Source organism: Qipengyuania sp. JB2-7, from assembly GCF_055693485.1.
The window spans coordinates 1,175,330-1,193,613 of record NZ_CM146335.1 but is presented as its reverse complement, the minus strand read 5'-3'; the positions used below and the strand labels follow the sequence as shown (position 1 = coordinate 1,193,613).

Here is an 18,284-nt window from a genome sequence, read left to right as displayed (position 1 = left end):
CTGGTGAGCGGGGATAGCAATAACTCATTGGTGAAATTGATCGGTTTGATCGTCGGGGCAGTAGCTTTGGCGCTTTCGACCGTTCTCCCGCTCCCAACTGAGCTATCTCGCGAAGGTATGATCGTCGCTGGGCTGGTCGTGTTGATGGCGGCCTGGTGGATGACCGAAGCGCTGCCGCTAACCGCCACAGCCCTGATGCCCTTTATCGTGCTGCCATTCGCTGGCGTAATGAACGCGAGAGAGACCGCAAGCGCATATTACTCACCGATACTGTTCCTGCTGTTAGGCGGCGCGTTTATAGCGCTGGCCATCGAGCGCACCGGGCTACACCGCAGGCTCGCACTGACAATTCTCAATATATTGGGCCGTAACGCAAACTCTATGGGTTTGCTGCTCGCCTTCATGGTCAGCGCAGCGATCCTGTCCATGCTCATTTCCAATACGTCGACGGCGCTGATCATGATGCCGATGGCGTTGGCTGTGCTGGCAGGCAGTGAAACCCGATCGGCCTCAAGTAGCGAAGCGGTAGGCCAACAAGAAGGCCTCTCCGGCGCATTGCCCATGGGAATAGCCTTTGCTGCCAGCATTGGAGGGCTTGGAACGCTGGTCGGCTCCCCCACAAACGCGATAGCTGTGGGTCTGCTCGACACGATGATCGGGCTGGAAATCAGCTTTGCCAGATGGATGATATTCGGCCTGCCCATTGTTATCATCGGCATCCCAGTCGCAGCTTTTATCATCGCGCGCGTACAGTCGATCTCGTCTGATCCGTTCAATGTTGCCGCAGCGCGAACCGCTATCGACAATCCCGCGCCTATGGGCAGCGCCGAAAAACGGCTGATGATTGTAGTTGCTTTGACATTTCTTGCATGGATGAGCCGTTTGTGGCTCGCGCCTTATCTGCCCGAGGGAAGCTGGACCGATGGCACCATTGCCATCATCGCAAGTCTTGCGTTGTTCCTGCTACCGGATGGTAAAGGCAGGCCATTGCTCATTTGGCAGGAGGCTGATCGCGCACCTTGGGGCGTCATCATGATGTTTGGTGGCGGATTGGCATTGGCTGCGGGTATGAGCGCGAGCGGACTTGCAGAATGGCTCGGCAATGCGCTCTTGCCTCTTGAAGTGTTTGCCTTGGTAGTGATCGCGTTGACCATCGTCGCCATGGTGATCTTGATCACAGAGTTTGCCAGCAACGTAGCCACGGCAACGGCCATCATTCCGGCCGTCGCTAGCTTAGCAGCGGCGCTGGGGCTGGGCGAACAAGCGATCTTGCTCGCTATGCCTGCAGCGCTCGCGGCGAGCTGGGGATTTGTTCTGCCAGCGGGCACCGGCCCTAACGCGATTGCATGGTCAACCGGGCGCCTGAAAATCGGGCGCCTTGTGAGGGCGGGCGTGATCCTCGATCTGATCGGGGTTTTCCTGATCGTCGGAATGGTGTGGGCGATTGCGAATTTCGTCTGACAACCACGCCTAGCCACCCGCGCCCTCACCACATATTTGGCACCCTGCGTTTCTGGCTATCCAGATCCTCGCGCGCAATCCGATCCCAAAACCGGCCACCGACAATCTGCTCAGCATTATATGTGTTCACAAGATACTCGCCGAGCTCGCCATCAAGCTTTTTGTTCGCCATTTCAAAAGTCCAGAGCCGGAAACGCCCCCGCTTATTCTCGGTGAGAACGCTTTTGATAAACGCATGGGGTACCGGGACGCTGATCCCATAATCCTCCTGCTCCTTGCCGATCCGTTCCACCTTCTCTCCGAAGTAAAAAACCGGGCAGGTGAGTACATAGGTCTCCAGGGTGCTTGGACGCTCGTCTAGCTCGCGAATGGCCTCCTCCAGCTCGCGCATGATCCCGCGATTGAAACGGGGATGCTGGGGCGACATGTTTGAAAGGAGGAAGGTCTCGCTATTCTGGATATCCTGGAGGTCCTGATTGGCGCTGCCAACCAGATGCCCGCGATCAAACCCGCTTCCCTTATAGGCTTTCAAACCCGCTCTAAATCGCTTCGGAATGCGTGTGTCGGCACGGAAATTGTTGAGCCGCTGAACACCTTCCATACTGTTTACCAATTCGCGGTCGCGATTGATGATCTCAAGGGTCCACTTCGCCTGCCGAAAATACCACGAATAACCGATGGAAAAATGCCGCCCGGTCAGCACCTGATCGCATACCGGCGCGCCATAGCGAAGCTCGCGCTGCATCTGAAATGGATCATCGATCATTGCCCTTGCCCCTTCAAGCTCTCCAGGCTGCTCAATATCTGTCCCACTAGCTGCCGGATTGTACCTTTGCGAAGGTTCGGGATCACACAGCTTCATTTACCCAGCATTTCTGCAAGCGGCGTCTTGCACTGCCACCGCTAGAAAGTTAGTTACGCCAGTAACGAATATTCTGTCGTTGGAGAGGCGTTCTTGCGGAGGTTAGGAACGGGGGCCAGCGGCACGGATTGTCGGCTCCTGCCTTCCTAGGAGCGTGTTTAGGAAGGGACCAATTCGATGTCCGATGCTATTGATTCAACCGACAAGCCAACTCCGCGCCGTAAACCAAAGCCAGAAAAAACCACCATCGCCGGACGCGAGCTGAAGCCCAGCACGCTTATGATGGGGCACGGCTTTGACCCTGCCCTTTCCGAAGGAAGCCTCAAAGCCCCCATCTTCCTCACATCTACTTTTGCGTTTGAAAATGCCGCAGCGGGCAAGCGCCACTTTGAAGGGATAACGGGCAAGCGGCCTGGCGGCGCCGAAGGCCTTGTCTATTCGCGTTTCAACGGCCCCAATCAGGAAATTCTGGAGGACCGCCTCGCGGTCTGGGATGGTGCAGAAGATGCGCTCTCTTTCAGCAGCGGAATGACGGCAATCACCGTATTGATGCTGGCTTACGCTTCGCGAGGTGATGTGATTATTCACTCCGGCCCTCTGTATGCCGCCAGCGAAGGGTTTGTCGCAAAAGTGCTCAGTAAATTCGGCGTCACGTATGTGGACTTCCCTGCAGGGGCTACGCGCGAAGAACTTGACGCGGTGATGGAAAAGGCCAAAATCATGGCCAGCGAGCAAGGCGGCAAGGTCTGCATGGTCTATCTCGAAAGCCCGGGCAATCCGACCAACGCGCTCGTCGATATTGAAGCTGTCCGCGATGCCCGCAACGCTGCCTTTGGCGACGATGGACCGCCAATCGCAATCGACAACACCTTCCTCGGCCCGCTTTGGCAACGCCCGCTCGATCAGGGGGCAGATATCGTCTGTTACTCACTGACCAAATATGTCGGCGGGCATTCTGATCTCGTCGCTGGTTCAGTATCGGGTGCCAAGAAATGGATGGACCCCGTTCGTGCGCTGCGCAACACGATGGGCGGCATCGCCGACCCGAACACGGCCTGGATGCTGTTGCGCAGTCTGGAAACTGTGGAACTGCGCATGGACCGTGCCGGGCTGAATGCTGCAAAGGTCTGCGAGTTTCTTGCCAAACACCCCAAGGTCGAAGGTCTCGGCTATCTCGGCATGATCACCGATCCGCGGCAACAGGACATCTATGATCGCCATTGCAAGGGCGCAGGCTCGACTTTCTCGGTCTTTATCAAGGGCGGAGAAGCTGAATGCTTCCGTTTTCTCGATAACCTGACGATTGCAAAGCTGGCCGTTAGCCTGGGCGGTACAGAGACCCTCGCCAGCCATCCAGCCAGCATGACGCACCTTTCTGTGCCTGACGAACGCCGTGCAGCGCTGGGCATCAGCGACAATCTGGTGCGGATCAGTATCGGTATTGAGGATGCCGATGATCTGATCGCCGACTTTGAGCAAGCCCTTGAATCTGTTTGAGGAGGCAGTTTGACGTCAACGCGCAAAATCGGCTTTCTCGCCTGCGCTGAAACGCTGCCCGCCGAATTGGGCGGCGCGACGGAGCGGCGCGGCGATGCCTTTGAGCACGACTTGGAGGTTGCCGCGCTGCGCCCGGCTTTCATTCAGGCTGGCCTAGAACTGATCGAGGTAGACTGGCGTGCACCACTCGAACATTTCGAGGAGTTTCGACTCGTGCTTCTGGGTAGCGCGTGGGACTATCAGGATGATGCCCACGCCTTTGCTGCCAAGCTAGAGGCGATTGAGGCAAATGGCCCAATTGTTTGCAACTCATCAGAAATCGTCCGATGGAATCTGGACAAACAATATCTGAAGGTTCTGGCGGGGGCGGGAATACCGACAATCCCAACCATGTGGTGCAATCGCGCAGACCCGGCAATCGTCCAAACCGCATTCGATACTCTCACAACGGACAGGGTCGTGGTAAAGCGACAGGTCGGCGCAGGCGGCATGGGCCAGCACAGCTTTTCGCGCGACGCTCCACCGTCCGACGATTGGCGTATGGACCGTCCGGTCATGATCCAGCCTTTCCTGCCCTCCATTCTTGAGGAGGGTGAGTTTACGTTGCTCTTCATCGACGGGGAGTATTCTCACGCAGTGCAAAAACGCACCGCAGAGGGAGAGTACCGGATTCAGTCGCTATATGGCGGGACGGAGCACGATTATGAGCCGGGTCCAGAAGACTTAGCTAGCGCGAAAGTAGCCATGGCCGCCCTGCCCTTCGAGCGACCTCTTTACGCAAGGATCGACATGATCCGCCTCCCATCCGGCGCGCTGGCCGTGATGGAGGCGGAGATGATCGAGCCGTATTTGTACCCAGAGCAAGGGCCAGAGCTTGGCGAGCGCCTCGCCCGTGCTATCTTGCGCCGTATCTAGGCGGGAGAGTGTCACATGGCTGAGCGCGAAAAGGTGTTTCTGGTTATTGGCGCGGGCGCCGGTATTGGCGGTCATGCGGTCGCCCGGTTTGCCGCTGAAGGCTATCACGCGGTACTGGCGCGGCGGAGTGATAAGGCAGGGCTTGAACGATTGGTCACGCAGATCAAGGATGCGGGTGGTTCGGCCAGCGGCACTTTGCTCAATGCCAGCGAAGACGGATCGATTGAGGAACTGATTGAGCGGATCGAGACTGACATCGGCCCGATAGACACAGCGCTCTACAATCTGGGCGCGCAAATTGGTAACCGCACGTTGCACAACACGCCGCATCGCACATTCGAGCTGGGCTGGCGCTTGGGATGCTTTGGCCTGTTCCGTCTCGCCCACGCGATGTTTCCAGCCATGGTTGAGCGTGGCCGAGGGTCGTTGCTCGTAACCTCAGCAACGGTACCGCAGTGCGAGGCAATGCAGGTCAGCACAGTCACGCCGCCGCAATGGGCGGACGCCGCATGCTGTGCCAGACGCTCAATGCAGAATTTGGCCCACAAGGTATTCATGTCGCGCATGTGGTGGTTGATGGATCGGTCGACGCGCCTGACACGCTCGGCAAGCTGCTCGGTGAAAAATTTGAGGCCTATAAAGCGTCAAAGGGCGAGGAAGGCGTGATCGATCCAGGCGTTCTCGCCGATACCTATTGGCACCTGTCACAACAGCCAAGGAATTGCTGGACGCATGAACTGGATGCGCGGTACCGTGGAGCGATGTCGCGTGGTGGAACGACAATCCAATCGCGGCGATTGATCGCACATAGACCAGGGCTGTGATTTTCGCCGATAATTCGACGGATATCGGAAACAAGAGGTAGACGATCATACCGACCCCCTGCATACACATCGGTGTATGTTTGTGACGGGTTGGATAACTTGGACTTAATTAGGGATTGTGTTTATGAAGTTTAGATCGAATTTTGCATCACATACACTCGTGATGTCTAGCATGGCGATGCTTTCGGCTTGTGGTGACACCGGAGAAGCAATCGGAGATATCGCAGAAGGCGCTGTGGGTACAGGCGCAGCTTTCAATATCAGTGATGGCTACGATGTGTGCTTTAACAAAGTTGTCGAGCAACTCGGCGCAGACACAAAAGTCACCGAGGTAGACGCGTATTTCAACGCTGGTGAGGAGTTAGACGGTAACGCAAACTTCGAACCGGGAGCGTTAATGAGCTGCGCGGCCTCCTATCAGGATCCAGAAAACCCAAAGCGGCTGCTGAATATCCAGATGGATATGAGAACCGGGGAATTCGGTGACCCTTCCAAGGTTGAAATTTCGTTTAGCGGCGACGCGGCGGACTTTAATCTCGATGAATTCCTGATCCCGTTGTCAGATGTGAAAATGACTGAGGCCACCGCCAGGTTGGACGAACAGAAAAAAGTTGGACGCTGTGTATAGCAGCTATGCCTGGAAGTCTGTTGTTCTGGAAGAACCAGACCCCTTTAGTGACACCCATCTTATTACTCTCCGCATGTCTGGCCGCCTTAAAAGCAACGAGATTCTAGAGAGTGGCGCTATCAAATACTCCATTGATGGCAAAGCTATCGTAGAGAATGATCTGGTTCCTTAGGAAATACAGGAAAGACGGGGCACTTACGGTAAAAGCACCCCGTTTTTCCAAAGACTATCCCTTCCACTCTCTGCGTTCTTCCGCCATTTTCAGCACTTCATAAGCAACCTGAAGTTTTTGAAACTCAGCGGCGGCTTCAACATCGCCGGGCTTCACATCGGGGTGTACCGTCTTTGCCTTCTCGCGCCATGCCTTCTTGATCGCAGTGAAGTCTGCGTCGGCATCCAATCCTAGTGCTTCTAGCGCGCGCATCTCATCGGCGCTGCGCGAACCATCGCCGCTGCCAGACCAGCCATAATGTGATGCCTCGGCATAGCCGGAATTATCGCGTCGCTCATCCTTGGCGCGCTTCTCCTTCTCGGCCTTGTCGAGTCCCTCGAAATAGTCCCACTTCTGATTGTATTCCGCCGCATGCTTCTGACAAAAATACCAGCGGTCCGGATTGTTAGGCGATTTGGGCGCGGGGCAATCGCCCTTTTCCTCGCACCCATGGCGGTCGCACAGCCGCACAGTCGCGGCCTCCCGCGATTCCTCATACCCCCGCCAGCGCGGAAAACCCCAATCATTGGAACGACGCGCCTTAGGCATCGCGAGCTACATTTGAGGTCGGATCGAACGTCCATGTTGTTAGTCGGGTCGGCATAGCTCTCAATCTAGGGATGGTTGCGCATAAAGCCAATCAAAAGCCAGCGCGGCATGGAACAAGTTTCAGTTTGAAATGTTGCATTGCAACTATTGGTTCATAAATGGCGGCTAATGGCCCCGCCAGGGAAGATCGAATGAGCAGACAGGTATCACTTTCAGCAACCTTCGCAATTTTGGCGATGAGCGCGTTTGCGATGTCCGCCCATATTGGCGGACAGAGCGCCGACCTCTCGCGCACGCCCAGCTTTTCTGCGCCAATCATCTCAGTAGATCACTAATCCATTAGAAAACCCGTCCCCGCAATAAGCAGGAACGGGTAATCAATTTTTCCAAAAAGATCAGTTGATAACAATCGTCGCGGCGCGGCGGTTCTGCGCCCATGCCTCTGGCGTTGATGCCAAGGCGACGGGTTGCTCCTTACCAAGGCTCACGGTCCGAATGCGGTTGGCGGGAATACCAATAGAGACGAGATAGTTTTTCGCGGCGTTTGCCCGACGTTCGCCCAGAGCAAGGTTATAATCGCGGGTCCCGCGCTCATCTGTATGCCCTTCAATTGTGAAATTGAGGTTCGCATACTGGCTAAAATACTGCGCCTGTGTCTGAAGCTTCGCGGCGTCTTCGCTATCGATATTGAAGCGGTCAGTATCGAAGTAGACGACTGTATTTTGAATACCAACGGCATCAGTAAAGTGCGCCTGGGTGCCAACGCCTGGTGCGGTTGGCGCTGTATCAGGTACGGCAGTCGGTGTCTGAGTAGTCGGCTGAGGCGGCGGTGGCAGCTCTTCAGGCGGCTTCTTCTGACAAGCGCCGAGAGTCAGTGCACTGGCCAGAATGGCGGAGGTGGCAAAACGTGTATTCATTGATCAAGTTCCTTTCTCAGAAACATTAGGGTCAAGACCCATAAAGCCCTCGAACGCCCCCCAAAGGCGATTGAAACAGTCACTATTCGATTATCGGGCCCCAGGCGGGATCCGATGCATCAACCGGCGTTTTAAGCTGACGCTCATTATCGCCCGTCAGATCGACTTGCCACAGCGTGGACTTACCCGAATTGCGCTGCGTACGGAAGAATTGAATGATCCGGCCATTGGGCGCCCATGTCGGTGCCTCATCCTGCCATCCGCGGGTAAGTGTACGGACATTGCGGCCTGTTGGCGTCATCACTGCGACATTGAAATCCCCGGCAATGCGAGTGAAAGCGATCTGGTCGCCGCGCGGGCTCCATTCCGGCGTTGCGCAGCGTCCGCCCGCAAAACTGATCCGGCGTTGGCCGGAGCCATCCGCGTTCATGACATAGCATTGCTGGCTGCCAGAGCGGTCGCTTTCGAAGACAATCCGGCTGCCATCGGGCGAATATGACCCGCCAATATCGATCCCCGGCGTATCGGTCAGCCGCGTGCTGCGCCCACCGCGTGCAGAGACGCGATAAATGTCGGTATTACCTCCGACCGCCATAGAATAAAGAATGCTGCTGCCATCGGGGCTCCAGCGCGGCGCGAAGGTCGGGTTGGAGCTTTCCGTCACCAGCGTCTGTCGGCCCGTGCCGATGTCATAGACATAGATGCGCGGATTGCCGTCGACATAGCTGAGGTAAACCAGCTTCTTGTAATCAGGCGAATAGCGCGGGGTTAGCGCGGTCGCGCGGCCCGTTGTGATAAAGCGATGGTTTGCACCGTCGCTGTCCATAATGGCGAGCCGCTTGACCCGGTTATCCTTGGGGCCGGTCTCGGCAATATAGGCGATCCGGCTGTCGAAGAACGGGCTTTCGCCAGTCAGGCGCGAATAGACCATATCAGAACATTTATGCGCAGCGCGACGCCATTCGCTCGGCTGCACTTTCCAGCCACCGGCCTCAAGCCGCTGCTGCAACGCCGTGTCGTACAAGAAGCAGCCGACGGTCAGTCTGCCGTCGCTATTCGCATTGACATACCCCTGAACCAGCATCTCAGCCCCGCGATTGGACCATGTGGACCATGCCGGCGACTGAATTTGCGACAGTTCCGGGCGCGGTAGAGAGTCAGGGCCAGACGGCTTGAACAGCCCGTTATTGCGCAGATTGTTAGTGATGACCCGCGCCAGCTCAATACCCAGTGCCGACGTTCCGCTGCGATTGGCCAGGGTCTGCGCATTTCGGTTGGTCGCAAATGCCGGGATCGCGATGCCTAGATCGTCGAGATTGCCTTCAAAACTGACGGAGCCGGTTAAGCCGCCTTCATCTTCCTCAACCGTTTCCAGTTCACCGCCATTGGGCAGTGCCGCGCCAAGATCGACGTTCTGATCTTGCGCCGCCAGTGGCGACGCGATGAGGGCGAAAGCGAGTGTAAGCGATAATCTCATTGCGCTAATTTCCAGTCAAAACTGAACGGGCCAACCCGTTTCCAAGCCTCGTAATACTGCTCCGGCAAGTCGAACGGGGCAGCCAGTTGCACCGCACGGACAGCCTGTTCTGCATGACGGGCAGCCTGAGCGCGATTGGTATCATTAATTCCGGTTTGCCGCACCACTTCAGGGCGCCCCGCGAGAGACCCGTCAGGATTCAAACGCCAGCGCAGGAAAGTCGTGATCTGATCGACTTCAGGCCCGCTTGGCGGGGTCCAATGCGGTTTGATCTTGCGCGCGATGCCTTGAACCAGCGAGGCCTTCGCGCTCGCACCGATTTGCGAGGCTGGGATACGGGTTTCGGTAGTGCTGGTGCTTCCACCCGCCCCAGTCAGAAAGTTATCGCCAACGCGCGAGCCGCCACGACGCTCAGTCTCTTTTGGCGGCGTACGTTCTTGTTGATCAGGGCGGCGGCGGGCGCTGTTATCGCGAACGGGCGCCCTGTCCTGGGTTTGTGGCTGTTGTTGGGGTGCTTCGGCTGCGGGCGTCGGATTGGGATCATTCGCAATTTCAGGCGCTACAGCGGCGCGGCTTTCGGCCACGGGCACAGGTGCGGTGGCCTCCATGCCAATCTCTTCCGCCAGATTGACGGTCATACGCTCCGGTCGTTCGATCGGATCGCGGTCACCGGGCTGGAATATCAGGACCAGAACCAACAAGACGTGCAGCACCAATGCGACCAACAGGCCGATCCGATCCTCACGTCTTGGTAGAGCTGTTTCCATTATCCTCTCTTGCTCATCGGGCTATGGCTCGACAGATGAACCGTTGGTGAGCAACGAAATGCGGTTCAGGCCAGCCCTGTTGAGTTCGCCCATAACGGCCATGACGCGGCCATAATCGAGCGAGCGATCCGCCCGCAAAGTGATATCCGGCCCCTCCCCACCGCGTGGCAGGGCCTCAAGCGCAGCGGCAAATCCGCCCGCGTCAACCGGTGCGTCATCGATGAAAACATTGCCGGCGGAATCAACGCTGATCGTGACCGATTGCTGAGGGTTTTCAACCGCATTGGCGCGGCTATCGGGCAGGTCAATCGGCACGCCAGCAGTGAGTAACGGTGCCGTGACCATAAAGATGATCAACAGCACCAACATTACGTCGACAAAGGGTGTAACGTTGATTTCCGCCATCGGCGCGCGTCTGCCGCTGCGGCGGCTACGCCCGGTTCCTTTGCCAGATCCAATCGCCATAGCCATTATTGGGCTTCCTCTTGAGTTGGAGGCGCACTACCCGCGCCCTCCGCCTTTCCACCCGGAAGGGTCCGGAGACTGGTCCGGGTGGAAAGGCGGAGGGCGCGGGTAGTCACGGCAAAACTCACGAACCCGCCTCCAATTGCCGACTAAAGCTCGCATGCAGTTTATCCGCGAAACGGTGCAGCCGGGCTTCATAGCGGTTCACCGAGTGGCTGAAACGGTTGTAAGCGATCACAGCAGGAATAGCGGCAAAAAGGCCGATCGCCGTAGCGAACAATGCCTCTGAGATACCGGGCGCAACTACGGCAAGCGAAGAGCTTTCCTGCGCGCCAATCTGGAAAAAGCTGTTCATGATACCCCAAACCGTGCCGAACAGGCCGACAAACGGAGCAACTGAACCGACGGTCGCGAGAAAATTGAGGCGATTGGCCAGCTCGTCCGCTTCTGACGCGACCTGTCCATCCATCGCGCTCGCGATGCGTTGGCGCACTCCGTCAGCATCCTTGACGCCAGCCTTCGTCGAGCGACGCCATTCACTCACCCCGGCACTAGCCACGCGCGCAGGCGGCAAGTCTTTGCGGCCGCGTTCTGACATAAAGCGATCAAAGCTGTCCGCTTGCCAGAATTCGGCCTCATACTCCTGAGTTTTGCTGGTCAGTCCGCGCATACGCAGCGAAAACGCCACGATGATCATCCAGACCCAGATACTGGCGATGATCAGGCCAGCCATAACCAGCTGCACAACGATATCTGCGTCCAGAAATAGCTCGACGGGATCGAGTCTGGTTGGCGCGGCAGCAGCAAGAAGGGACAGAGTGTTCATGTATTTTCCGTTGTGGCCTCAGGGGGTTCGATCACTGGAGCAAATGCGTTACGCCATTTTTCTGGTTGACGTGTCGGGCGGTACCGTCAGGCGCAACGAAGCCTACTCGCAAGTCTGCTTCAGCCAGCACATCATCCCCGCGCCGGGCGGTCTGATGCATCCGGCAGCTGGCGGCGCGCATTTGAGTGCAGCGCGTTTCTATGATCACATCGTCATCCAGCTTTGCCGGGCGCAGATATTTAATGTTCATTTCCGAGACTGCATAAGCACCGACGCCCGCCTCAATTGCCGCGCGCTGATCAATTTCCAGCCGTCGCAACAAATCGGATCGCGCCCTCTCAAACCAGCGCAGATAATTGGCGTGATAGGTTATGCCTGAAAGATCAGTATCTTCGTAATAAACGCGCACGGCATAAAGGTGCCGCGTGCCATCAATCACACCATCTGGAAATGCTGGTCGGTTCATTGAATGCTGACTTAGCCCAGCGGAATCGGCCTGCCTAGCCACTCATCCCGGCCTATAGACGGAATGAATCCCACCATCGACGAATGGAGTTGGAACCCTCGTTTCCGCACGCCATCCGGCGTGCGATATCCTCGCTCATGCGATCAAAGATCGCGCCGCTGCGGGCAGGCAGTCGCCCTTGCGAACCCCCTTGCGGGTTCGAAACCAGCGCGAAACAGTCTGTGGCGCGCCAAGCTATCATACAATCATCGGCCCCAGCGGTTGACCGCCAAAGAGATGCACATGCAGATGTGGGACTTCCTGCCCGCCATGCTGTCCGATATTCGCGAGCAAGCGATAGCCCGGCTCTACGAGGCCTTTCATACGGGCGACTTCGCCGACTGCTCGCACAAATCCGCCAATTTCGGCATCGCTGGCCTTGGCTGAAAAATCATCCCAGCTAACATACGCGCCCTTGGGGATCACAAGCGTGTGAATATCGGCCTGAGGGTTGATGTCCTCAAATGCGTACGCCCAATCATCTTCATAGACTTTCGTCGAAGGAATTTCGCCGCGCAGTATCTTCGCAAAGATGTTTTGATCGTCGTAAGGCTGCGTTGCGTCGATTGGCATCTATTTGCCCCTGCTGGCCTTTTCGGCGATCCCAGAAACCCCTTCGCGCCGGTCCAGCTCCGCCATGACATCGCCCAGTGTTACGTCACTCGCATCAAGCAAAACAAGCAGATGAAACAATACATCGGCGCTTTCGCCAATCAAATTGTCACGGTCGTTCGTTACTGCTGCGATGACGGCCTCGGTTGCCTCTTCACCCAGTTTCTGCGCGACCACCTCAATCCCCTTGGCATTGAGCAGCGCGACATAGCTGTCATCCGGTGACGCTTTGCGTCGTTCTTTGATGGTCTGTTCCAGGCGGGCGAGTGTTTCCATAATTCTCTTTTGGGTCAAACCCCGCGCGCAGGCAAGCCAGCGGCGCGAAGTGCTTCGTGAGCCTCAGAAATGGTGTGCTGACCAAAGTGGAAGATTGACGCGGCAAGAACCGCGCTTGCGTGCCCCTCGATCACACCCTCGACCAAGTGATCGAGTGTTCCCACTCCGCCGCTCGCGACAACGGGAATGCTAACTGCGTCAGCAATCGTACGCGTCAATTCGAGGTCGTAACCGGCCTGGGTTCCATCGCCGTCCATCGACGTGACCAGCAATTCTCCGGCGCCCAGTTCAGCGACCTTGCGGGCATACTCCACGGCATCGATGCCCGTTGGCGTACGTACCGCCATGCGTGAAGATTCCCCACTTGACCGGTTCGTCACCCAGCTCCGGAACCACACGCCGTGCATCAATGCTGGCAACAACGCACTGGCTGCCGAACTTTGCAGCGATCTCTGCGACGAGCTCCGGTCGTTTTACTGCGGCACTGTTGATCGCGACCTTGTCAGCCCCTGCAAGCAGGAGCGCACGCGCGTCCTCTACGCTGCGCACACCGCCACCAACGGTCAGCGGCATAAAGCACACCGCCGCTGTTCGGCTCACGATATCGAGCAACGTACCGCGCCCCTCATGACTTGCCGAGATGTCGAGAAAACACAGCTCATCCGCTCCCGCCGCGTCGTAAGCCTGCGCTTGTTCAACCGGGTCGCCGGCATCCTTCAGGTCGACGAAATTGACGCCTTTGACAACGCGACCATCAGCCACGTCGAGGCAGGGTATGACGCGAATGCGGACCGTCATGACGCTCTTGTCCGTGAGCCAACGCCCTCCGCACCCTCTACCCTTCCACCCGGAGCGTGCCCGGTTATCCTCCGGGTGGAAGGGTAGAGGGTGCGGAGGGCGTGGACCATCATTGAGAACGCTCCCCCATCGCGATCGCGGCGGCCAGATCCAGTCGCCCTTCGTAAAGCGCACGGCCTGTAATTACACCCTCGATTCCTCCATTCGCATGCAAGCTAAGCACGTGAATATCATCGAGACCTTTGACACCGCCACTGGCAATCACCGGAATATCAACTCGCCGCGCGAGGTCGAGCGTAGCATCGATATTGCAGCCCTTCAGCATTCCATCCCGTCCAATATCGGTGAACAGCAGGCTAGCAACCCCGGCATCCTCAAACCGGCGCGCCAGATCGGCAACCGGAACATCGGAAACTTCAGCCCAGCCTTCGGTCGCGACCATGCCGTCCTTCGCATCCACCGCAACGACGATGCCATTTTCCCACTCGCGGGCCATTTCCTTAACAAACTCGGGGTTTTTCAGCGCAGCCGATCCCATCACCACACGTGACACACCAAGGTTGAACCATCCCTCAACACCTTTCGCATCACGAATACCGCCACCCAGCTGAATATGACCATCGAATGATTCAATGATGGCCTTAACTGCTTCAATATTGCGGCCTTCCCCCGCGAAACTGCCATCAAGATCGACAACATGAAGATGCTGCGCACCGGCCTGCGCAAATAGCTGCGCCTGAGCGGCAGGATCATTGCCGTAAACCGTCGCGCGATCCATATCGCCCTCTGCCAGACGGACAACTTCGCCGTTTTTCAGGTCAATTGCCGGGAAAATAATCAAGGCTTCCACTCCAAAAACCGCTTGAGCAGCCCTAGGCCATACTCCTGACTTTTCTCTGGGTGAAACTGCATGCCAAGAACATTATCGTTACCCACAGCAGCCACCAGCCCTCCACCGTGATCAGTCATCGCCAGAACATCCTGCGGGTTTTCAGCATGAAAGTGGTAAGAGTGCAGGAAATATGCCTCTCCCTCTTCAATAACCTCGCAGTCGCGCGCATGCGGCAGCAGCGCAACATCGTTCCAACCCATATGCGGCACTTTAACGCTGCTGTCTGCGGGCTCGATCAGGCGAACTTCACCATCGATCCAGCCCAATCCGGGCGTCGTTCCGTGCTCAAGCCCGCGCGTCGCAAGTAGCTGCATACCAACGCAAATTCCGAGAAACGGCGCGCCGCCAACATGTACACGCTCCGTCATCGCCTCGATAGCGCCATCGATCGCCCGCAGACCCTCCGCGCAGGCCTTGAACGAACCAACACCGGGCAAGACAATGCGATCCGCCGCGCGCAGCACATCAGGATCAGCGGTCACCTGCACATTTGCACCGATTGCTTTCAGCGCATTCTCGACTGAGTGCAGATTGCCCGCGCCGTAATCGACCAGGGCAACAGTTTCACCCACTGAGCTGCCCCTTGGTAGAGGGGATCGCGCCACCTTTACGCGGATCTATTTCCACCGCCTGACGCATAGCCCGCGCAAAACCCTTATACAGAGCTTCGCAAATGTGGTGATTGTTACTGCCATAGAGCAGTTCGCAATGCAGCGTGATACCGGCAGTCTGTGCGACCGAATGGAACCAGTGCTCGATCAGCTCGGTATCCCATTCACCCAGCTTTTCCTGCGTGAAACCAGCTTTCCAAACCAGATACGGTAGACCTGACAGGTCGAGCGACACGCGCGCAAGTGTTTCGTCCATCGGCGAATAGGCGGCGCCATATCGGGTAATGCCACCTTTGTCGCCAAGAGCCTCTGCCAATGCCTGTCCAAGTGCGAGTGCGCTATCTTCGGTCGTATGGTGTTGATCTACATGCAAATCTCCGTCGATCTTCATGGTCACATCGATCAGCGAGTGCTTGGCGAACTGTTCAACCATGTGATCGAGAAAACCGATCCCTGTGGATATGTCATAGTTACCTGAACCGTCGAGATTCACAGCAATCTCAATCGCGGTTTCGGTAGTTTTTCGCTCTATCCGGGCTTGTCTCATGCGCGCGGCTATACGCATTGCTGCGAGGTGCGCAAGACGCACCAAAGAGATGAAGGCGGTTGACCACTGCGCATGGGCACGCCACCTAGTGTCACGCTATGAGCGAAGAAACCCCCGATAGCCTGATTCCTTACGATTCCATCGTGCAGGAGGCGCTGCGCGCCGTCGTTGGCCGTGTCCTCGGCGAGATTGTGGCTTCTGGCAGTGAGCTGCCGGGCAATCACCATTTCTACATCACCTTCAAAACTCATGCTCCGGGTGTATCTGTCCCTCCATCGCTGCGTGAACGGTTTCCCGACGAAATGACCATCGTTTTGCAAAACAAGTTCTGGGATTTGAAGGTCGAGGATGAGCAATTCAGCGTCGGTCTGAGCTTCAATCAGATCCCCGCTGAACTCGTTGTGCCCTATTCCGCGATTACGCAATTTGTTGATCCAGCTGTCGATTTCGGCCTGCAATTTCAGGCGGCCGTTTCCGACATGGCTCCCGCCGCTACTGAAGCGCCCGAGAATGACGAAGCAGCGGGCAATGATGAACAACCAAAAGGCGCAGATGATGGCTCCAATGTCGTCGAAGTCGATTTTGGCCGCAAGAAGTAGCGGTGGCAAAAACACGTGGCCAAACGCAAAAATCCTTCCAAAACCAAACCGCGTGAAACAGCCGGTGTTGAGGTAGATAGCGCTGCCGAAATCAATGAGGCCGAAGTGCCCGGCGCTAGCCCACAAACCAGTCTCTTGGCGAGTGAAGTGGTGCTGCGCGGGGCGACAACATTTGCGCGTAAGGCGGCAGAGAAAGCCTTTTTGGGCAGCAAATATAGCAAGCAGATTGCTCAGGAAGCCGTCGAGAACCGTTCTCTTGTAAACACGATCGCAGCGTATGGCATAGCCAAAGTCGCCACAAAGTCAGTTCCCGGCTCAATTCTCGTAGGCGGCACGCTTATCGCAAAGGCGCTCTATGATCGCAGCGAAGCCCGCCGCGCTCGCAAGCAGGCCGAACAAGCCGATGATCCGGCAAACTGAAAAGCGGATGGCGCGCAGAAAAATCCCGCTTAACACTTGATTTGCCAGTGCGGGCTAGGCCAACAGCGCACATGGCCGATCAAGATACTCTCCATCGACGTGGACTGCTGTTTATCCTCTCCTCGCCATCCGGTGCGGGCAAAACAACAATATCACGCAAGCTGTTGGCTGCGGACGAAGAGATTAAGCTCTCTGTATCCGCCACCACACGCCCGCCCCGCCCGGGCGAAAAAGACGGCGTGCATTATTACTTCGTTGACGATGCCGAGTTTGATCGGATGATTGAGGAAGACGATTTCTATGAGTGGGCTCATGTCTTCAATCACCGTTATGGCACGCCGAAAGGTGCGATCCGCAAAGCGCTGAAAGAAGGGCAGGATTTTCTATTCGACATTGATTGGCAGGGCACGCAGCAGCTGTATCAGAAAGATCAGCAGGATGTGGTGAGCGTGTTCATCCTGCCGCCAAGCATTGAGGAGCTACGTCGCCGGCTAGAGTCACGTGCGACCGATGCCGACGATGTGATCGACGACCGGATGGAGCGCGCCAAGGGTGAGATAAGCCATTGGGCTGAATACGATTATGTGGTGGTCAACGACGACCTCGACAGTTGCTTCGCCAAGGTCCGCGAGATCCTGCATTCAGAACGCATGAAACGCACCCGGCAAACGGGCCTGATCCCGTTTGTGAGGGAATTGATGGAGTAGCTGCCGGGCGAACTACTCCACAGAATGGTTATCGTCAGCCGCCCGACGGGTCGACAAAGTTTCCAGCGCCGATATTCGCGTTCACTACACCGCCATCAATCGCCAGCGTTGTGCCAACCACGTAGTCGCCTGCACGGCTGAGCAGATAAATCGCCCCGCCCGCCATATCTTCAGTCACGCCAACACGCTTGGACGGGATACCTTTCTTGACCAGTTCTTCATTGTCGCGCGCCGCTCGGTTCATCGCGCTGGGGAAAGCGCCAGGGCCGATACCGTTCACAACAATGTTGTGTCCGATCAGCTCAGCGGCCATGCGGCGCGTTAGATGGATCAGGCCAGCCTTCGACGCCTGATAGGGATAGGTCGGCCACGGGTTCGACTTCATCCCGTCGATACTGGCAATCATCAGAACCTTCGCAGGACGCTCTGGCGTACCAGCCGCCTTAAGCAGCGGCGTCAGTTTTTGCGTAAGGAAGAATGGCGTCTTAACGTTGAGATCCATCGTACGATCCCAACCGGCTTCTGTGAACTTCTCAAACGGCTCACCCCAGGCGGCGCCTGCATTGTTGACCAGCAAATCCAGCTTGTCTTCGCGAGCGGCAAGATCATCTGCCAACTGCTGAATGCCATCCATCTGGCTGAGATCGCCAACCATTCCGATGACTCTGTCACCCAGTTCCGCTGCGGTATCGTCGACTTGCTCTTTCTTGCGAGCGACGATGTAGACGCGCGCGCAGCCAGCCTCAAGCAAGCCCTCCACGATCATCTTGCCGATACCGCGCGATCCCCCGGTCACCAGTGCCACTCGACCCTCAAGGCCGAAGAGTTCATTGAGTTTCATCATAGGTATTTCCGTTGGTCCTGAGCCTGTCGAAGGGCGAGGAAATCGCGTTCATGGTTCGACAGGCTCACCACGAG

General features: G+C 56.9%; 22 protein-coding genes and 2 pseudogenes. 9 read left to right on the top strand and 15 right to left on the bottom strand.

What is annotated here, in order from left to right:
• Positions 1-3: 3 nt before the first annotated feature.
• Positions 4-1,461: an SLC13 family permease gene (locus tag ACZ1GM_RS05935; protein ID WP_472678211.1), complete on the top strand. Its 1,458-nt coding sequence runs from the start codon at positions 4-6 to the stop codon at positions 1,459-1,461.
• Between the two features lie 25 nt (positions 1,462-1,486).
• Here ACZ1GM_RS05935 and ACZ1GM_RS05930 read toward each other — a convergent pair whose 3' ends face one another.
• On the bottom strand, positions 1,487-2,323 hold the full coding sequence (locus ACZ1GM_RS05930) for a DNA/RNA non-specific endonuclease (RefSeq protein ID WP_472678210.1): 837 nt from the start codon (positions 2,321-2,323) through the stop codon (positions 1,487-1,489).
• 177 nt (positions 2,324-2,500) lie between these two features.
• On the opposite strand from ACZ1GM_RS05930, the gene ACZ1GM_RS05925 reads away from it, so the two are divergent.
• From ACZ1GM_RS05925 to ACZ1GM_RS05910, 4 genes are all read left to right on the top strand, one after another.
• On the top strand, positions 2,501-3,820 hold the full coding sequence (locus ACZ1GM_RS05925; RefSeq protein ID WP_472678209.1) for a cystathionine gamma-synthase family protein: 1,320 nt from the start codon (positions 2,501-2,503) through the stop codon (positions 3,818-3,820).
• Positions 3,821-3,829: 9 nt separating this feature from the next.
• Complete coding sequence (locus ACZ1GM_RS05920; RefSeq protein WP_472678208.1) at positions 3,830-4,735, top strand: ATP-grasp domain-containing protein; 906 nt, start codon at positions 3,830-3,832, stop codon at positions 4,733-4,735.
• Positions 4,736-4,750: 15 nt separating this feature from the next.
• Positions 4,751-5,401, top strand: coding sequence for an SDR family NAD(P)-dependent oxidoreductase (locus ACZ1GM_RS05915; protein ID WP_472678207.1), 651 nt, complete (start codon positions 4,751-4,753; stop codon positions 5,399-5,401).
• A gap of 330 nt (positions 5,402-5,731) precedes the next feature.
• Entirely contained in the window at positions 5,732-6,187 is a 456-nt protein-coding gene (locus tag ACZ1GM_RS05910) for a hypothetical protein (RefSeq protein WP_472678206.1), read from the top strand.
• 226 nt (positions 6,188-6,413) lie between these two features.
• On the opposite strand, the gene ACZ1GM_RS05905 is transcribed toward ACZ1GM_RS05910, so the two are convergent.
• Entirely contained in the window at positions 6,414-6,947 is a 534-nt protein-coding gene (locus ACZ1GM_RS05905) for a J domain-containing protein (RefSeq protein ID WP_472678205.1), read from the bottom strand.
• A 191-nt stretch (positions 6,948-7,138) separates the two neighbouring features.
• Between ACZ1GM_RS05905 and ACZ1GM_RS05900 the strand changes: the two genes are divergently transcribed.
• Positions 7,139-7,282, top strand: a complete 144-nt coding sequence (locus ACZ1GM_RS05900; protein WP_472678204.1) for a hypothetical protein — start codon at positions 7,139-7,141, stop codon at positions 7,280-7,282.
• Positions 7,283-7,342: 60 nt separating this feature from the next.
• On the opposite strand, the gene pal is transcribed toward ACZ1GM_RS05900, so the two are convergent.
• The 12 genes and pseudogenes from pal to hisB all read right to left on the bottom strand — a co-directional run bounded on the left by pal (position 7,343) and on the right by hisB (position 15,640).
• A complete protein-coding gene (gene pal / locus ACZ1GM_RS05895) occupies positions 7,343-7,864 on the bottom strand; it encodes a peptidoglycan-associated lipoprotein Pal (RefSeq protein WP_472678203.1) in 522 nt (173 codons plus the stop codon).
• Positions 7,865-7,946: 82 nt separating this feature from the next.
• Positions 7,947-9,341, bottom strand: coding sequence for a Tol-Pal system beta propeller repeat protein TolB (gene tolB, locus ACZ1GM_RS05890; protein WP_472678202.1), 1,395 nt, complete (start codon positions 9,339-9,341; stop codon positions 7,947-7,949).
• Complete coding sequence (locus ACZ1GM_RS05885) at positions 9,338-10,108, bottom strand: energy transducer TonB (RefSeq protein WP_472678201.1); 771 nt, start codon at positions 10,106-10,108, stop codon at positions 9,338-9,340. Before ACZ1GM_RS05885 ends, tolB begins: the two co-directional genes overlap by 4 nt.
• 21 nt (positions 10,109-10,129) lie before the next feature.
• A complete protein-coding gene (locus ACZ1GM_RS05880; RefSeq protein ID WP_472678200.1) occupies positions 10,130-10,579 on the bottom strand; it encodes an ExbD/TolR family protein in 450 nt (149 codons plus the stop codon).
• Positions 10,580-10,697: 118 nt separating this feature from the next.
• Complete coding sequence (gene tolQ, locus ACZ1GM_RS05875) at positions 10,698-11,399, bottom strand: protein TolQ (protein WP_472678199.1); 702 nt, start codon at positions 11,397-11,399, stop codon at positions 10,698-10,700.
• A pseudogene (locus ACZ1GM_RS05870) lies at positions 11,396-11,865 on the bottom strand (YbgC/FadM family acyl-CoA thioesterase). Before ACZ1GM_RS05870 ends, tolQ begins: the two are co-directional and overlap by 4 nt.
• A gap of 237 nt (positions 11,866-12,102) precedes the next feature.
• A complete protein-coding gene (locus ACZ1GM_RS05865; protein ID WP_472678198.1) occupies positions 12,103-12,477 on the bottom strand; it encodes a histidine triad nucleotide-binding protein in 375 nt (124 codons plus the stop codon).
• Entirely contained in the window at positions 12,478-12,792 is a 315-nt protein-coding gene (locus ACZ1GM_RS05860; RefSeq protein ID WP_472678197.1) for a phosphoribosyl-ATP diphosphatase, read from the bottom strand.
• Between the two features lie 14 nt (positions 12,793-12,806).
• Positions 12,807-13,590, bottom strand: a pseudogene (gene hisF, locus ACZ1GM_RS05855) (imidazole glycerol phosphate synthase subunit HisF).
• A gap of 109 nt (positions 13,591-13,699) precedes the next feature.
• Positions 13,700-14,431, bottom strand: coding sequence for a 1-(5-phosphoribosyl)-5-[(5-phosphoribosylamino)methylideneamino]imidazole-4-carboxamide isomerase (hisA, locus tag ACZ1GM_RS05850; RefSeq protein WP_472678196.1), 732 nt, complete (start codon positions 14,429-14,431; stop codon positions 13,700-13,702).
• On the bottom strand, positions 14,428-15,054 hold the full coding sequence (gene hisH / locus ACZ1GM_RS05845) for an imidazole glycerol phosphate synthase subunit HisH (RefSeq protein WP_472678195.1): 627 nt from the start codon (positions 15,052-15,054) through the stop codon (positions 14,428-14,430). Before hisH ends, hisA begins: the two co-directional genes overlap by 4 nt.
• A complete protein-coding gene (gene hisB, locus ACZ1GM_RS05840) occupies positions 15,047-15,640 on the bottom strand; it encodes an imidazoleglycerol-phosphate dehydratase HisB (RefSeq protein ID WP_472678194.1) in 594 nt (197 codons plus the stop codon). The genes hisH and hisB overlap by 8 nt, the downstream gene beginning before the upstream one ends.
• Before the next feature lie 98 nt (positions 15,641-15,738).
• Here hisB and ACZ1GM_RS05835 point away from each other — a divergent pair, with 98 nt between their 5' ends.
• The 3 genes from ACZ1GM_RS05835 to gmk all read left to right on the top strand — a co-directional run bounded on the left by ACZ1GM_RS05835 (position 15,739) and on the right by gmk (position 17,366).
• The gene (locus ACZ1GM_RS05835) at positions 15,739-16,239 is read left to right on the top strand and encodes an SspB family protein (protein ID WP_472678193.1); all 501 of its coding nucleotides are present in this window, start codon (positions 15,739-15,741) and stop codon (positions 16,237-16,239) included.
• Between the two features lie 15 nt (positions 16,240-16,254).
• Entirely contained in the window at positions 16,255-16,659 is a 405-nt protein-coding gene (locus tag ACZ1GM_RS05830; RefSeq protein WP_472678192.1) for a hypothetical protein, read from the top strand.
• A 71-nt stretch (positions 16,660-16,730) separates the two neighbouring features.
• Positions 16,731-17,366: a guanylate kinase gene (gene gmk, locus ACZ1GM_RS05825; protein ID WP_472678191.1), complete on the top strand. Its 636-nt coding sequence runs from the start codon at positions 16,731-16,733 to the stop codon at positions 17,364-17,366.
• Positions 17,367-17,400: 34 nt separating this feature from the next.
• On the opposite strand, the gene ACZ1GM_RS05820 is transcribed toward gmk, so the two are convergent.
• Positions 17,401-18,207: an SDR family NAD(P)-dependent oxidoreductase gene (locus ACZ1GM_RS05820; RefSeq protein WP_472678509.1), complete on the bottom strand. Its 807-nt coding sequence runs from the start codon at positions 18,205-18,207 to the stop codon at positions 17,401-17,403.
• Positions 18,208-18,284: the final 77 nt, after the last annotated feature.

Excerpts from the sequence above, each read along its gene's own strand:
- ACZ1GM_RS05930 (WP_472678210.1), bottom strand. The coding sequence starts at position 2,323 with ATGAAGCTGTGTGATCCCGAACCTTCGCAAAGGTACAATCCGGCAGCT.
- ACZ1GM_RS05925 (WP_472678209.1), top strand. The coding sequence starts at position 2,501 with ATGTCCGATGCTATTGATTCAACCGACAAGCCAACTCCGCGCCGTAAA.
- ACZ1GM_RS05915 (WP_472678207.1), top strand. The coding sequence starts at position 4,751 with ATGGCTGAGCGCGAAAAGGTGTTTCTGGTTATTGGCGCGGGCGCCGGT.
- ACZ1GM_RS05910 (WP_472678206.1), top strand. The coding sequence starts at position 5,732 with ATGGCGATGCTTTCGGCTTGTGGTGACACCGGAGAAGCAATCGGAGAT.
- ACZ1GM_RS05905 (WP_472678205.1), bottom strand. The coding sequence starts at position 6,947 with ATGCCTAAGGCGCGTCGTTCCAATGATTGGGGTTTTCCGCGCTGGCGG.
- ACZ1GM_RS05900 (WP_472678204.1), top strand. The coding sequence starts at position 7,139 with ATGAGCAGACAGGTATCACTTTCAGCAACCTTCGCAATTTTGGCGATG.
- pal (WP_472678203.1), bottom strand. The coding sequence starts at position 7,864 with ATGAATACACGTTTTGCCACCTCCGCCATTCTGGCCAGTGCACTGACT.
- tolB (WP_472678202.1), bottom strand. The coding sequence starts at position 9,341 with ATGAGATTATCGCTTACACTCGCTTTCGCCCTCATCGCGTCGCCACTG.
- ACZ1GM_RS05885 (WP_472678201.1), bottom strand. The coding sequence starts at position 10,108 with ATGGAAACAGCTCTACCAAGACGTGAGGATCGGATCGGCCTGTTGGTC.
- ACZ1GM_RS05880 (WP_472678200.1), bottom strand. The coding sequence starts at position 10,579 with ATGGCTATGGCGATTGGATCTGGCAAAGGAACCGGGCGTAGCCGCCGC.
- tolQ (WP_472678199.1), bottom strand. The coding sequence starts at position 11,399 with ATGAACACTCTGTCCCTTCTTGCTGCTGCCGCGCCAACCAGACTCGAT.
- ACZ1GM_RS05865 (WP_472678198.1), bottom strand. The coding sequence starts at position 12,477 with ATGCCAATCGACGCAACGCAGCCTTACGACGATCAAAACATCTTTGCG.
- ACZ1GM_RS05860 (WP_472678197.1), bottom strand. The coding sequence starts at position 12,792 with ATGGAAACACTCGCCCGCCTGGAACAGACCATCAAAGAACGACGCAAA.
- hisB (WP_472678194.1), bottom strand. The coding sequence starts at position 15,640 with ATGAGACAAGCCCGGATAGAGCGAAAAACTACCGAAACCGCGATTGAG.
- ACZ1GM_RS05835 (WP_472678193.1), top strand. The coding sequence starts at position 15,739 with ATGAGCGAAGAAACCCCCGATAGCCTGATTCCTTACGATTCCATCGTG.
- gmk (WP_472678191.1), top strand. The coding sequence starts at position 16,731 with ATGGCCGATCAAGATACTCTCCATCGACGTGGACTGCTGTTTATCCTC.
- ACZ1GM_RS05820 (WP_472678509.1), bottom strand. The coding sequence starts at position 18,207 with ATGAAACTCAATGAACTCTTCGGCCTTGAGGGTCGAGTGGCACTGGTG.